The 13,973-nt window shown below is 72.3% G+C and carries 11 protein-coding genes; 7 read left to right on the plus strand and 4 right to left on the minus strand.

Annotation, left to right across the window (positions count from 1 at the left end):
- Window positions 1-128 precede the first annotated feature (128 nt).
- The 4 genes from ABD993_RS03430 to ABD993_RS03445 form a co-directional block, all read right to left on the minus strand.
- Complete coding sequence (locus ABD993_RS03430) at window positions 129-1,013, minus strand: DUF559 domain-containing protein (protein ID WP_345412536.1); 885 nt, start codon at window positions 1,011-1,013, stop codon at window positions 129-131.
- A 310-nt stretch (window positions 1,014-1,323) separates the two neighbouring features.
- Entirely contained in the window at window positions 1,324-1,710 is a 387-nt protein-coding gene (locus tag ABD993_RS03435; protein ID WP_345412538.1) for a VOC family protein, read from the minus strand.
- Between the two features lie 632 nt (window positions 1,711-2,342).
- The gene (gene acnA / locus ABD993_RS03440; protein ID WP_345412540.1) at window positions 2,343-5,171 is read right to left on the minus strand and encodes an aconitate hydratase AcnA; all 2,829 of its coding nucleotides are present in this window, start codon (window positions 5,169-5,171) and stop codon (window positions 2,343-2,345) included.
- Window positions 5,172-5,335: 164 nt separating this feature from the next.
- Window positions 5,336-6,853 (minus strand): flagellar basal body protein FliL, encoded by a 1,518-nt coding sequence (locus ABD993_RS03445; RefSeq protein ID WP_345412542.1) that lies wholly within the window; start codon window positions 6,851-6,853, stop codon window positions 5,336-5,338.
- Window positions 6,854-7,120: 267 nt separating this feature from the next.
- Here ABD993_RS03445 and ABD993_RS03450 point away from each other — a divergent pair, with 267 nt between their 5' ends.
- The 7 genes from ABD993_RS03450 (at window position 7,121) to fabI (ending at window position 13,939) form a co-directional block, all read left to right on the plus strand.
- Window positions 7,121-8,431, plus strand: coding sequence for an NlpC/P60 family protein (locus tag ABD993_RS03450; RefSeq protein WP_345412544.1), 1,311 nt, complete (start codon window positions 7,121-7,123; stop codon window positions 8,429-8,431).
- A gap of 34 nt (window positions 8,432-8,465) precedes the next feature.
- The gene (locus tag ABD993_RS03455) at window positions 8,466-9,497 is read left to right on the plus strand and encodes an AAA family ATPase (protein ID WP_345412545.1); all 1,032 of its coding nucleotides are present in this window, start codon (window positions 8,466-8,468) and stop codon (window positions 9,495-9,497) included.
- Entirely contained in the window at window positions 9,494-10,399 is a 906-nt protein-coding gene (locus ABD993_RS03460) for a DUF58 domain-containing protein (protein ID WP_345412547.1), read from the plus strand. Before ABD993_RS03455 ends, ABD993_RS03460 begins: the two co-directional genes overlap by 4 nt.
- Before the next feature lie 25 nt (window positions 10,400-10,424).
- Window positions 10,425-11,414: a VWA domain-containing protein gene (locus ABD993_RS03465; RefSeq protein ID WP_345412549.1), complete on the plus strand. Its 990-nt coding sequence runs from the start codon at window positions 10,425-10,427 to the stop codon at window positions 11,412-11,414.
- A 211-nt stretch (window positions 11,415-11,625) separates the two neighbouring features.
- Window positions 11,626-12,339, plus strand: coding sequence for an SGNH/GDSL hydrolase family protein (locus ABD993_RS03470; RefSeq protein WP_345412550.1), 714 nt, complete (start codon window positions 11,626-11,628; stop codon window positions 12,337-12,339).
- A gap of 78 nt (window positions 12,340-12,417) precedes the next feature.
- Window positions 12,418-13,128 carry a 3-oxoacyl-ACP reductase FabG gene (fabG, locus tag ABD993_RS03475; protein ID WP_345412552.1) on the plus strand — a complete coding sequence of 237 codons (711 nt, stop codon included), beginning with the start codon at window positions 12,418-12,420 and terminating at the stop codon, window positions 13,126-13,128.
- Between the two features lie 34 nt (window positions 13,129-13,162).
- Window positions 13,163-13,939, plus strand: a complete 777-nt coding sequence (fabI, locus tag ABD993_RS03480) for an enoyl-ACP reductase FabI (RefSeq protein WP_345412554.1) — start codon at window positions 13,163-13,165, stop codon at window positions 13,937-13,939.
- Window positions 13,940-13,973: the final 34 nt, after the last annotated feature.

The raw sequence follows: 13,973 nt of genomic DNA on the forward strand, positions 1-13,973 counted from the left end.
TGACGTTGCACGAGCACGGTCTGTCGTCCGGGCCCTGTCCACATGATCCACTCGACGGTCGCGGGGAGGTCGCTCTCCGACCTCTCGGCGCCCACGGTGTGGATCATATGACGGGTCGCTCGACGGGGTCAGGCGGTGGCGCCGCGTGGGGGCGCGGCGAGGACCCGGCGGATGCGGGCCACGACCGCGCCCGGTTCCGTGGTGATGTCCTTCCAGGTGAAGCGCAGGACCGTCCAACCCTCCTCCACCAGCGCGTTCTGCTTGCGGCGGTCCGTCTGGAAGCGGTCGGGCTCGACATGCCAGGCCCAGCCGTCGGTCTCGATCACGAGTCGCGCCTCGACGAACGCGATGTCCAGGAACCAGCCGCGGAAGGGCACGTTCCGGGTCCAGCCGGTGATCCCGGCCGCGCGCAGCAGCTGGAACAGCATCCGCTCGAGCCGCGAGTCCGCGCGGTCCGCGGCGGCGACGACCAGTTCCCGCATCCGCGCGGAGCCGGTGGAACCCATGGCGCGCCGGTAGGCCGAGAGCAGGTCGTCGAAGCCGATCCGGCGTCGGAGGGCGCTGTCCACCAGTGTGGCGCCGTCCGGGACCGCGATCGCGACCTCCAGGACCGCGAGCGGGGCGGCGAGCACAGCCATGCCCCGCCGTCGCGTGACATCCCGCGGATCGAGATCGCGGCGGCGCACCCGCACGCCCTCGACGCGCCCGGGGTGACGGCTCCGTGACACCGTCACCTCGACGATCGGGCCGGGCCGGTCGACCAGGTCGTGGCACCACGCCGCCGCCATCCCGCAGACGACTCCCTCGCTCCACAGGGACGCGGCCCGCACGCGCACGGCCGGTGCGAACCGTTCTCCGTGCACGAGATGGACGCGCGGCGCGACCCGGGTCCACACCCCGGACTCGACCCGCCGCCCGACGGATCGACGCGAGATCCCGTGCTCAGCGGCCTGTGCGAGGGTGATCAGCCCGTCCTGGCGGGCGAGAAGTCGGGCGAGCGGGGTCGAGGCCATGGCCGCAGCCTCCCCATCCGTGGCGATCGGCGAGGCGTTTCCCGAGCCCGCGTTCACCATCGTGAAGCGCGGACGATCCACGAGCGGGGAGCGGTGCGGTCGCATCGCGACCCCTCCGCTCCCGAGGTGGGGATCGACGAGGCCGGTCTGCGTGATCCACCCGTGGGGCGGACCCCGGTCGTTCAGCGACCGCCCCGCTGCCGAGGTGTGGATCATGGCGGGTGGTCCTACGACTCGACTCCGCTGATCCACGTCCCGGGCGCGGGACGGTCGCTCAGCGACCCCTCCGCGCCCGAAGCGTGGATCATGGTCATAGGTAGGGGCGGGTGATCATCTCCAGGAAGTGGCCCGCGGGGTCGCGGAAGTAGACGCCGCGGCCGCCGTGCTCGGTGTTGGTCTCGCCGGGGCGGCGCATCTGCGGATCCGCCCAGTGCTCGGCGGCCCGGTCCTGGAGCCGCCGGTAGGCGCGGTCGAAGTGGGCGTCGTCGACCAGGAAGGCGTAGTGCTGGTTCTGGATCTCGGGGTACGCCTCGACCGGCAGGTCGGCGAACTGGATCAGCACGCCCCCGTCGAGCAGCAGGTTGGTGAACGGGCCCCAGGACGGGGCGTCCGCGGCCTCGAAGATCTCCTGGAAGAAGCGGGCGGACTCGGTGCGGTCGCGGGCGGCGACGATGGTGTGGTTGAACGACGCGGGCATGTCTCTCCTCTCGGTGGTACCGCGAGGGAGCGCGCCCGGGGCCGACGAGGAGCGCCCACGCGAGAGGACCGGGAGTGCGCCGCGGGCCTGCTGCGGGAGTGCTCGGCCCGACGTGTGTCGGGGCCGGCTGGTACAGCCGCTCCTTCCCGGTAGGCCCATGGGGGCGCGTCGGCGAGGGTAGCGGACGCACGGCGTCGTCCGCGACGCCCCGCTCAGCGGCGCGACGACTGGCCGGTCACCCGTCGGTCGCGACGAGAGTGCGCTCCACGGGCGGGGACGCGCTGAGATCGGGCAACGCCGCGGTGGTCACCGGGGGAGGGTCCGGCCATCGGCGAGGCACCCGCCCACCCCTCCCACCGTGGGCCTGGCCCGGACCCGTGAGCGGCCCTGCTGGACGCTCCCGCCCGTGCGTCACCGACGGCGGGACGGTCGACACCCGGCGGGCGAAGTGTGTGGCGTGCAACGCGACCGGGCGGTGTCCGCACTGCAAGGGACGGCGAGACGGCAGGCTGCCGCGGAAGGGGTGCATCTGGCTGTAGCCCTGCCCGCCTGCAAGGGAACCCGCGAGATCTGAGACGACGACGGGCCCCGCACCTCGGACGAGGTGCGGGGCCCGCGGCGTCGAGCGTGGGTCAGGAGGCGAGCATGCCCCGCAGGACGTACTGCAGGATGCCGCCGTTGCGGTAGTAGTCCGCCTCGCCGGGGGTGTCGATGCGGACGACCGCGTCGAACTCCACCGTGTCGCCGGACTCCTTGGTCGCCGTCACGTGGACCGTGCGGGGGGTGGAGCCGTCGTTCAGCTCGGTGATGCCCGCGATGTCGAAGGTCTCCGTGCCGTCCAGGCCCAGCGACGAGGCCGACTCACCCTGCGGGAACTGCAGCGGGATGACGCCCATGCCGATGAGGTTGGAGCGGTGGATGCGCTCGAAGGACTCCACGATCACGGCCTTGACCCCCAGCAGCGCGGTGCCCTTGGCCGCCCAGTCGCGCGACGAGCCGGAGCCGTACTCCTTGCCGCCCAGGACGACCAGCGGGATGCCCGCCGCGGCGTAGTGCTGCGCGGCGTCGTAGATGAAGGCCTGGGGGCCGCCCTCGACGGTGAAGTCGCGGGTGTAGCCGCCGGACACGTCGTCCAGCAGCTGGTTCCTCAGCCGGATGTTGGCGAAGGTGCCACGGATCATGACCTCGTGGTTGCCGCGCCGGGAGCCGAAGGAGTTGTAGTCCTTCCTGTCCACGCCGTTCTCGTCCAGGTACTGAGCGGCCGGGGTGCCCGGCTTGATCGCACCGGCCGGGGAGATGTGGTCGGTGGTGACCGAGTCACCCAGCAGTGCCATCACGCGGGCGCCGGTGATGTCCTCGACCGGGGTCGGCTCCGACGCCATGCCCTCGAAGTACGGGGGCTTGCGGACGTAGGTGGACTGCGCGTCCCACTCGAAGGTCCGCCCCTCCGGGGTGGGCAGCGAGCGCCAGCGGTCGTCCCCGCGGAAGACGTCCGAGTAGGACTTGGTGAACATGTCCTCGTCGATCGCGCCGTCCATGACGGTGTTGACGTCCTCGGTGGACGGCCAGATGTCGCGGAGGAAGACGTCGTCCCCGTTCGTGTCCTGCCCCAGGGGCTGGGTCTCGAAGTCGAAGTCCATGGTCCCGGCCAGCGCGTACGCGACGACCAGCGGCGGCGAGGCCAGGTAGTTCATCTTGACGTCCGGGTTGATCCGGCCCTCGAAGTTCCGGTTGCCCGAGAGCACCGAGACGACGGTCAGGTCGGCCTCGTTGACCGCGGCGGAGATCTCCTCGGGCAGCGGGCCCGAGTTGCCGATGCAGGTGGTGCAGCCGTAGCCGACGAGGTTGTAGCCCAGCTTGTCCAGGTACGGCCAGAGGCCGGCCTTCTCGTAGTAGTCGGTGACGACCTGCGAGCCCGGGGCCATCGACGTCTTGACCCACGGCTTGACCGTGAGGCCCTTCTCGACGGCCTTCTTCGCCAGCAGCGCCGCCCCCAGCATCACGCTCGGGTTCGAGGTGTTGGTGCAGGAGGTGATCGAGGCGATCACGACCGCGCCGTGGTCCAGCACGAACTCGCCGCGCTCGCCCTTGACGGTGGTCGGCTTGGACGGGCGGCCCTCGCAGCCCTCGGCGGCCGAGAAGACGACCGGGGCCGCCTCGTGGCCGTCGGTGGAGGTCGCGGGGGCGTCGCTGGCGGGGAAGGACTCGTCCGAGGACTCGTCGACGCCCTCGAGCTGCTCGGCGACGGCGTCGTCCGTGTAGTCCAGCACCGACTTGCGGAAGGCCGCCTTCGCGGAGGTCAGCTCGATGCGGTCCTGCGGGCGCTTCGGCCCGGCGATCGACGGGACGACCGTGGACAGGTCGAGCTCCATGGTCTCGGAGAAGACCGGCTCGGCCGACGGGTCGTGCCAGAGGCCCTGCTCCTTGGCGTACGCCTCGACGAGCGCGATCTGCTCGGCGGAGCGGCCGGTGAGCTTGAGGTAGCGGACGGTCTCCTCGTCGATCGGGAAGATCGCCGCGGTGGAGCCGAACTCCGGGCTCATGTTGCCGATGGTGGCGCGGTTGGCCAGCGGAACGGCGGAGACGCCCGCGCCGTAGAACTCCACGAACTTCCCGACGACGCCCTGGCGGCGCAGCATCTCGGTGATCGTGAGCACCACGTCCGTGGCGGTGACGCCGGTGGGGATCTCGCCGGTGAGCTTGAAGCCCAGCACCTTCGGGATCAGCATCGAGACGGGCTGGCCGAGCATGGCCGCCTCGGCCTCGATGCCGCCGACGCCCCACCCCAGCACGCCGAGGCCGTTGACCATGGTGGTGTGCGAGTCGGTGCCGACGAGGGTGTCCGGGTAGGCCTGCAGCACCGTGTCCCCGGTGCCGACGGGCACGTGACGCGCCATGACGGTGCGGGCCAGGTGCTCGATGTTGACCTGGTGCACGATGCCGGTGCCCGGGGGGACGACCTTGAACTCGTCGAACGCGCCCTGGCCCCAGCGCAGGAACTGGTAGCGCTCCTTGTTGCGGCCGTACTCGAAGTCGATGTTCTTCTCGAACGCGTCCGCGGTGCCGAAGAAGTCGATCATCACCGAGTGGTCGATGACCAGCTCGGCCGGGGCCAGCGGGTTGACCTTGGCGGGGTCGCCGCCCATCTCGGTCACGGCCTCGCGCATGGTGGCCAGGTCGACGACGCAGGGGACGCCGGTGAAGTCCTGCATGATCACCCGGGCGGGGGTGAACTGGATCTCGGTGTCCGGCTCGGCGGCGGGGTCCCAGTTCGCCAGCGCGCGGACGTGGTCCGCGGTGACGTTGGCGCCGTCCTCGGTGCGGAGCAGGTTCTCCAGGAGGACCTTCAGGCTGTACGGGAGCTTCTCGGCGCCCTCGACGGCGGAGAGCCGGAAGATCTCGTAGGAGTTCTCACCGACTTCGAGGGTTCCCTTGGCTCCGAAGCTGTCGGTACTGGCCACTGTCCGGCTCTCCTCTTCATCGCTGCTGTGGTGGGCGCTCGAAATGACGCGTCGGCTCGTGCGGGAGTCTCGCGCACCTGGTTCACCACGGCAGCGTGACCCCCGTCCCGACCCAAACAGTACGCCTGTCCTATTTGGGAGTCGAGACGGGGGTGACCCAGCTGTCAGTTGCCGCCCGCGGCGATCAGGGCGTCCAGGTCGCCGGGCTGCATCGCACCGAGCAGGTCGGCGTAGAGCTGCACGACGGTCTGGCCGGGGGACACGTACCACTTGCCGTCCACCTCGGAGGCCACGACCTTGACGTCGAGCATCGCGGTGACCAGGCGCGGGGCGAACTCGGCGAGTGCGGGGGAGTTCCCGACCTCGGACAGACCCGCCTGCGCCAGGTCCGCCGTGCACAGCCGCTGCTCGCCACCGCCCTGCGGGGACGACATCAGCAGGCAGTCGCCCTGACGCTTGACGTCGATCAGCACGCCGTCGGGTGTCTGGACGGTGACGCTCGCGAGCGAGAGCCCCGTGTGGCCGCGGACGTCCGTCTCGGTCGTCTGCAGGTCGACCAGCTTCGCGCCGGAGGGCTGGGCGCCCGCGGCGGCCTGGACGAGTGCGGGCCCGGCGTCGTGCAGGGCGGCGGCCTCCTCCGGGTCGGTCAGCTCGATCACGCGCTGGACGTCCGAGTCGAGCGCCGCGGTGACCATGTCCTTGAGCGCGTCCTGGGCGGAGGCGGCGCCGTTCGCGGGCACCGACGTCGTCGGCCAGGGCTCGTTCTCCGACTTCAGCGCGTAGTCCGCCGCGGTGTAGAGGCCGCTGACGTACCACTCGCCGTCCACCTGCACGGTGGCGATCCGGATCGGCCCACCCTCGTCCCGCACGACCTCGGCGATGTCGATGGTCTCCGGGGCGCCCGCGGGCGGCTGGCCGTTCGGGAACACCTTCTGCTTGAAGGAGTCCGTGAACGGCAGGTTCGCCGTGTCGCCGGTGGTGGTGATGGTGCCGGCGACGAGCTTGGTGATGGTCACGTTGGGGCGGACGGTCTCCGCGCCCGCCTCGTCGAACCGCAGGCCGGAGAACGTGACCGTGTCGAGGCTCTGGTTCGCCGCGGCGTCCGGCTTGAGGATCTGGAGCCGGACCAGCTCCTTGGTCATGACGTCGCCGAGGTCGGTGAGCAGGACCGTCTCGTTCGGCGCGATGCGGCTCGCCGCGCGCAGGTAGTCCTTGCCCTCGAGGTCACCGGCGAGCGCGGTCACGACCTCGGTGGGGGAGCTCGCCCCGCCGGAGTTCCCCAGCAGGGCCCAGGCCGTGTACCCGCCACCCGCGAGGACGGCGACGATCGCGACCACGGCGGCGATCAGCGGCCACCGACGCCTCCTCTTCGGGGGCTCCCCGCCGCCCTCGCCGCCGTAGCCAGCAGGGGGCGTCCAGTTCGGGGGCGGGCCGCCCGGTCCGCCCTGCGGCGGGCCGTACTGCTGGGGTGGGTACTGCTGGGGTGGGTACTGCTGGGTGGGCTGCGGGCCCTGCTGGGGGTACGGGGCGGTCTGGCCCCAGCCCTGCGCGGGCGGCGCGCCCGCGCCCGGGCCCTGGGCCCACTGTCGGTCGCCCTGGGGTGCGCCCTGCGGACCCCACCCGCCCTGCTGCGGGCCCTGCGGCCACTGTCCGCCTTCGGTCACGACGTCGTACCCCCTCATCGGGCGCCCCCGTGTGGGCGCTGTGAACTGCTCGCAGGCACTATCGCCGATGATCACGGATCTGGAACAGGGTGGAAGTACGGAGACGCGGTGGTGCCTGCCCCGCCCCCCGACTGGGCCGTCCGGAGCAACGGATCGGTGACGACGCCGGATCGGGCGTCCTCCGTGTGGTGGAAGTAGCGCAGCGTCCCCGGCGTGGCGACCCAGCGTGACCGTCGCGGGGTGCCAGGGTTCCGGCCGTCGGTCAACGATCTTGGGAGTGACGTCGTGCGGGTCCTGCGTGCCCTGCTGGTGGTGCTGCTCGCCGCGCTGCTCGTCGGCACTTCGACGGCGGTGGCGGGCGCCCAGCCGACGCCGCCGCCCAACCCGAGCAACGACGAGCTGCAGCGCAGCCGGGACGCCGTGGACCAGCGGGCGTCGTCGGTCGCGCAGCTGACCGCGCGGCTCGGCGATCTGCAGGCCGAGGCGGACGACCTGCAGATTCAGGTCGCGGAGCAGCACGAGGCCGCCAACCAGGCGCTCGACGTGCTCAGCGGTGCCCAGGCCGAGGCGGACGCGGCGGCGCGGCGCGCGGAGAGCGCCCTCGCCCAGACCGCGGCGGCGGGCCGGGCCATCGACGCCGCCCGCACCCGGCTGGACGACTTCGTCGCCGGCACCTACTCCCAGGGGCTCGACCTCGGCCCGATCGGCCTGCTCACCACCGCGACCGGCCCGGACGACCTGGTCGACCGCGCCCAGCTCACCGACGCGCTGGCCCAGCAGCAGGCCTCGGCGCTCGACGGGCTCGAGCGCGCCCGCGTGCAGAAGGCGAACGCCGACTCCACTGCGCGGGCGGCGCAGGAGGAGGCCGAGCAGCGCAGGCAGGCCGCGGCGGCCGCCAAGACCGCCGCCGACCAGGCCGTCGCGGGCGCGGAGCAGAACGCGCAGGCGCAGGCCCAGCGGCTCGCCGCCGTCGCCACCGAGCAGCAGCAGGTCCAGGCCCAGCTCGACGCCGCCGAGAACGCCGACGCCGGGCTCCGCGCCCAGCGGCAGCGGTTCCGGGACTGGCAGCGCGCCCAGGAGGAGGCCGAGGCCGCGCGGCAGCGGGCCGCCCAGCAGGAGGCGTCGGCACGGGTCGGGACCGCGCCGCCGCCCACGGTCCGCAAGTCCGGCTCCGGGGCCGTGCAGACCGTGATCGACCGCGCGATGTCCCAGCTCGGCGTGCGGTACTCCTGGGGCGGCGGCAACTCCCGCGGACCGACGATCGGGGTGCGGGACGGCGGCGTCGCGGACTCGTTCGGCGACTTCCGCAAGGTGGGATTCGACTGCTCGGGGCTGATGCTCTACGCCTTCGCGGGCGTCGGGGTGAACCTGCCGCGGTGGAGCGGCAACCAGGCCACCTTCGGGCGGCAGGTCCCGCGGTCCCAGATGCAGCCCGGCGACATGCTCTCCTGGGCCCGCAACGGCAGGACCTACCACATCGCCCTCTACATCGGGAACGGACAGATGATCGAGGCGCCGTACTCCGGGACGTCGGTCAAGATCTCTCCGGTGCGGTACTCGGGCGGGTTGTCGCCCACGGTCTCGCGGGTGCTTTAAGGGCGCTTCACCCCCCGTGGTGTCTGATGGAGGGGTGCCCGACTCCACTCCCAAGTCCGACGCCGAGCTCCTGGAGCGGGCGGTCTTCGAGATCAAGCGTGTGATCGTCGGCCAGGACACGCTCGTCGAGCGGATGCTGGTCGGCCTGCTCGCCAAGGGTCACCTGCTGCTGGAGGGCGTGCCCGGGGTCGCGAAGACACTCGCCGTGGAGACGGTGGCGAAGGTGGTCGGGGGGTCGTTCTCCCGGCTGCAGTTCACCCCGGACCTCGTCCCCGCGGACATCCTCGGCACCCGGATCTACCGCCAGGGGCGCGAGGAGTTCGACGTCGAGCTGGGCCCGGTGGTGGCCAACTTCGTGCTGGCGGACGAGATCAACCGCGCCCCGGCGAAGGTGCAGTCGGCCATGCTGGAGGTGATGGCCGAGCGACACCTGTCGATCGGCGGCCGCACCTTCCCCATGCCCGATCCCTTCCTCGTGCTGGCCACCCAGAACCCCATCGAGAACGAGGGCGTCTACCCACTGCCCGAGGCGCAGCGGGACCGTTTCCTGTTCAAGATCATCGTGGAGTACCCGGGGGTCGAGGAGGAGCGCGAGATCGTCTACCGGATGGGCGCCCGGCCCCCGGTGGCCGAGCAGGTGATGGACCCGGCCGAGCTCGTCCGGCTGCAGGACGTCGCGTCCGAGGTGTTCGTGCACCACGCCCTCGTCGACTACGTGGTGCGGCTGGTCGTCGCCACCCGCACCCCGGCCGAGCACGGGCTCGCCGACCTCGCGGGCTGGGTGGCCTACGGCGCCTCGCCGCGCGCGACGCTCGGCATCGTCGCCGCCGCGCGGGCGATCGCGCTGGTCCGCGGCCGGGACTACGTACTCCCGCAGGACGTGCTGGACGTGGCGCCGGACGTGCTGCGGCACCGGCTCGTGCTGTCCTACGACGCCGTCGCCGACCAGGTGCCGATCGACCACATCCTCCAGCGGGTGCTCGGTACGGTGCCGTTGCCGCAGGTCAGCGCCCGGCCCCAGGCCGCCCCGCAGGCCCCGCCGGTACCGCAGGCCCCGCCGTCGTGAGCCCGGCCCCGGCGCTGCGCGAAGGCGGGCTGGAGGCGGGCCTGCGCACCCTGGAGCTCACCGTCCGGCGCAGGCTGGACGGGCTGTTGCAGGGCAACCACCTCGGTCTCCTGCCGGGTCCGGGGTCCGAGCCCGCCGAGGCGCGGCCGTACCTGGCGGGGGACGACGTCCGGCGGATGGACTGGGCGGTCACCGCGCGCACCACCGAGCCGCACGTGCGCGAGACGGTCGCCGACCGCGAGCTGGAGACCTGGGCCGTCGTCGACCTCTCGGCGAGCCTGGACTTCGGCACCGCGGACTGCGAGAAGCGGGACCTGGCGATCGCGGCGCTGGCGGCCGTCGCGCACCTGACGCGGGGCGGCGGGAACCGGATCGGCGCGATCGTCTCGACGGGCGCGCAGACGGTCCGGATCCCGGCGCGCGGCGGGATCGGGCACGTCCGGCAGCTCGTGCGGAAGGTCGCCGAGACCCCGCGCGCCGTGGACGGCACCCGCGGGGACCTCACCGCGGCACTGGAGCAGCTGCGGCGCCCGCCGCGGCGCCGGGGGCTCGCCGTGGTGATCTCGGACTTCCTCGGCGAGCAGGACTGGGAGCGGTCGCTGCGCGGGCTCTCGGCGCGGCACGACCTGCTCGCCGTGGAGGTCCTCGACCCCCGGGAGCTCGACCTGCCGGACGTCGGGACGGTCGTGCTCGCCGACCCCGAGACCGGGCGGCAGCGCGAGATCGAGACCACGCCGCTGCTGCGTCGGGAGTACGCGGCCGCGGCGTCCGAGCACCGCGATCGGGTGGCGGACGCCCTGCGCCGGTGCGGGGCGGGGCACCTGCGGCTGCGGACGGACTCGGACTGGGTGTCCGACATCGTGCGGTTCGCGTTGGCGCGCAAGCGGGTGGGGTCCCGGTGAGGACGCGGGAGCCGGGGAGGACACCATGACCTTCTCCTCGCCGTGGTGGCTGCTGGGGCTGCTCGTCGTGGCGGCACTGGTGGTGGCCTACCTCGTGCTGCTGCGCCGCCGCCGTCGGGACGTCGTGCGGTTCACCAACCTGGAGCTGCTGGAGCGGGTCGCCCCGAAGCGGCCCGGGTGGTACCGGCACGTGCCCGCGGTCGCCCTGCTGGCCGCGCTCGCGGTGCTGAGCGTGGCGCTCGCGGGCCCCGAGGCCGAGGCGCGGGTGCCGCGCAACCGCGCCACCGTGGTGCTGGTGATCGACGTGTCGCTGTCGATGCAGGCCACGGACGTCGAGCCGACCCGGCTGGCGGCCGCGCAGTCCGCGGCGAAGGCCTTCGCCGACCAGCTCACGCCCGGGGTCAACCTCGGCCTGGTGGCGTTCGCGGGCACGGCCGCGGTCCTCGTCTCGCCGACCACGGACCGCACCTCGGTGAAGCGGGCCGTCGACGCGCTGCGGCTGTCGGAGTCCACGGCGACGGGCGAGGCGATCTTCGCCGCCATGCAGTCGATCGAGTCGTTCTCCCAGTCCGTCGCGGCCTCGGCGGACGGCGAGGAGGGCCCCCCGCCCGCCCGCATCGTGCTGATGTCCGACGGCAAGCAGACGGTCCCCGGCCCGGACGGCGAGAACGAGCCCCGCGGGGCCTTCACGGCGGCGCGCCAGGCCGCCGAGGGCAAGGTCCCGGTGAGCACGATCTCCTTCGGCACCGAGTACGGGACCATCGACATCGAGGGCGGCCGCACGCGGGTCGCCGTGGACGACGCCTCCATGCAGACCATCGCCGACCTCTCCGGCGGCCAGTTCTTCACCGCGGCCACCGAGGACGAGCTGAAGAAGGTCTACGCCGACCTCTCCGAGCAGATCGGCTACGAGATCCGGCGGGTGGACTCGAGCCGCCCGTGGCTCGTGGGCGGGGCGTTGCTCCTGATGGTCGGTGTGGGTGCGGGCCTGCTGCTCGGACGGCGGCTACCGTAAGGGAAATCGACGTTACGGATGGGTGAACTCCACCACTTCGGCCTAACGCCGCCACCCACATGAGCGAGCACGGCACCGTCCAGGTTCATCTCTGTCGGGGAGATCGGTCCGGTTCGCAGTGGAGTACTCTGTAGCTCCGTCACGTCAGCTCGTCGTTCCTCCGAAGCCGCGCGTCGCCATCCTCGGGTGCAGCATCAACTCGGGACTCGGGGTGCGGGAGCAGTCGGTCGGCCGTGTCGCGGCCAAGATGCTCGACGCCGAGAAGGTCCTGTCCAAGGCGAAGGCGCGTCTGCTCGTCAGCGAGGTCCGGGAGGGACTGTCCAAGGTCGCGGACTTCGAGCCGGACCTCGTCATCCTCAGCAGCGGGAACGTCGAGGCGTTCGTGCACCCGCACCGTGTCGTCGAGAAGGCGGTCGGGCGCTTCGGGCCGACCGCGTGGAAGGGTGACGTCGGGATGGACCCCCGACCGTACTTCTCGACCGATCCGGAGAAGGCGCGCGAGCAGCTGCGGGAGTCCCGGATCAAGGTCGCCGTGAAGAACGTGCTGGTCAGGCCGTTCGGCGGGTACACGCGCATGGCGCTGGACGAGTACGTCCGCGAGCTCACCACCCTGCTGGACGAGCTGGAGCGGACCGGCGCCGCCGTGGTGCTGCTCGGTCCGTCGAAGGTCAGCCCGTACTACTTCCCCTACTCGGACCGCAACCTGGCGCGGTTCGAGCGGGCGCAGCGGGAGATCGTGGCGACCCGCGCCCGGGTGCGGCACATCTCGGTGCGGGACCTCGTCCCGTACCGCACGGAGCAGCAGGCCGATCTGGCGCACCCGGACGTGGCGGGGCACGCGCGGCTCGCGAGGGCCGTCGTCGCCACCGTGCGGGTCGAGGAGCGCGCGGGCGAGCGTGCGCCGGAGCCCGCCACCGTCGCGTGACCACCCCCTCCCGCGGCCGACGTGGTGCCGGTCGCGGCAGGGTCTGCGGGCCCCGGTCGGTGTACTAGGTTCTCCGGTGTGGGACGAAGTGTGCTGGTCACCGGAGGCAACAGAGGTATCGGGTTGGCGATCGCCGAGGCGTTCGCGGAGCTCGGGGATCAGGTGGCGGTGACGTATCGCCGGGACGCGGACCTCGTCCCCGAGGGCATCCTCCCGGTCCAGTGCGACGTCACCAGCACCGAGGACGTCGACGCGCTGTTCACCACGGTGGAGGAGAAGCACGGGCCCGTCGAGGTGCTCGTGTCCAACGCGGGCATCACCGAGGACGGCCTCGTCATGAGGATGTCCGACGAGGCCTGGGCCTCCGTGCTCGACGCCAACCTCACCGCGGCCTTCCGGGTCGCCCGGCGCGCCTCGCGCAACATGCTGAAGGCCCGCGCAGGCCGGATGATCTTCATCTCCTCCATCACCGCGTACACCGGCCTCCCGGGGCAGGTGAACTACGCGGCCTCGAAGTCCGGGCTGATCGGTCTGTCCCGGTCGCTGGCCCGCGAGTTCGCGCCCCGCGGCGTCACCGCGAACCTGGTCCTGCCCGGCTTCGTCGAGACGGAGATGACCGCGAAGCTCCCGCAGAGCCGGGTGGACGAGATCCACGATCTGATCCCGCTCGGCCGGTACGGCCACGCCTCGGAGATCGCGGGCGCGGTCACGTACCTGGCCTCCGAGCCCGCCGCGTACGTCACCGGAGCGGTGCTCACCGTCGACGGTGGCGCGTCCATGGGCCACTAGATCGTGCTCCCCGAAAGAACGGAAGGGTCCTGACATGGGACTGCTCGAGGGTAAGAAGCTGCTGGTCACCGGTGTGATCACCGACGCGTCGCTGGCGTTTCACGCCGCGAAGATCGCGCAGGAGCAGGGGGCGGAGGTCGTCCTCACCGGGTTCGGCCGGATGCGGCTGGTGGAGCGGATCGCGCAGCGGCTGCCGAAGCCCGCGCCGGTCGTCGAGCTGGACGTGTCGGACCAGGGGCAGCTGGACTCCCTCGTCGAGCGGGTCACCCCGCACCTCGGGGACGAGCCGAGGCTGGACGGGGTGCTGCACTCCATCGGCTTCGCGCCCGCCTCGTGCCTGGGGGAGGGTGCCTTCCTGAACGCGCCGTGGGAGGACGTGGCCACGACGATCCAGGTGAGCGCGTACTCGTTCAAGTCACTGGCCGTGGCCCTGCTGCCGCTGCTCGGGTCCGGTGCGTCGGTCGTCGGGATGGACTTCGACAACCGGCAGGCCTGGCCCGCCTACGACTGGATGGGCGTCGCGAAGTCCACGCTGGAGTCGGTCACCCGGTACCTGGCGCGCGACCTGGGCCCGAAGGGGATCCGGGTGAACCTGGTCGCCGCGGGGCCGGTCAAGACCATGGCCGCCAAGTCCATCCCGGGCTTCTCGGCGTTCGAGGACAACTGGGACGGGCGCGCGCCGCTGGGCTGGGACGTCACCGACCCGGTGCCCGTCGCGAAGACCGTCTGCGCGGTGCTGTCGGACTGGCTGCCCACCACCACCGGCTCGATGGTCATGGCGGACGGCGGGTTCCACGCGGTCGGGGTCTGACGCGCCGGGTCCGCCCGCCCGCGGTTGAATGGGG

The organism is Pseudonocardia xishanensis (genome assembly GCF_039541715.1).
Lineage (GTDB): Bacteria > Actinomycetota > Actinomycetes > Mycobacteriales > Pseudonocardiaceae > Pseudonocardia > Pseudonocardia xishanensis.

Excerpts from the sequence above, each read along its gene's own strand:
- ABD993_RS03430 (WP_345412536.1), bottom strand. The coding sequence starts at position 1,013 with ATGGCCTCGACCCCGCTCGCCCGACTTCTCGCCCGCCAGGACGGGCTG.
- ABD993_RS03435 (WP_345412538.1), bottom strand. The coding sequence starts at position 1,710 with ATGCCCGCGTCGTTCAACCACACCATCGTCGCCGCCCGCGACCGCACC.
- ABD993_RS03445 (WP_345412542.1), bottom strand. The coding sequence starts at position 6,853 with ATGAGGGGGTACGACGTCGTGACCGAAGGCGGACAGTGGCCGCAGGGC.
- ABD993_RS03465 (WP_345412549.1), top strand. The coding sequence starts at position 10,425 with ATGACCTTCTCCTCGCCGTGGTGGCTGCTGGGGCTGCTCGTCGTGGCG.
- fabI (WP_345412554.1), top strand. The coding sequence starts at position 13,163 with ATGGGACTGCTCGAGGGTAAGAAGCTGCTGGTCACCGGTGTGATCACC.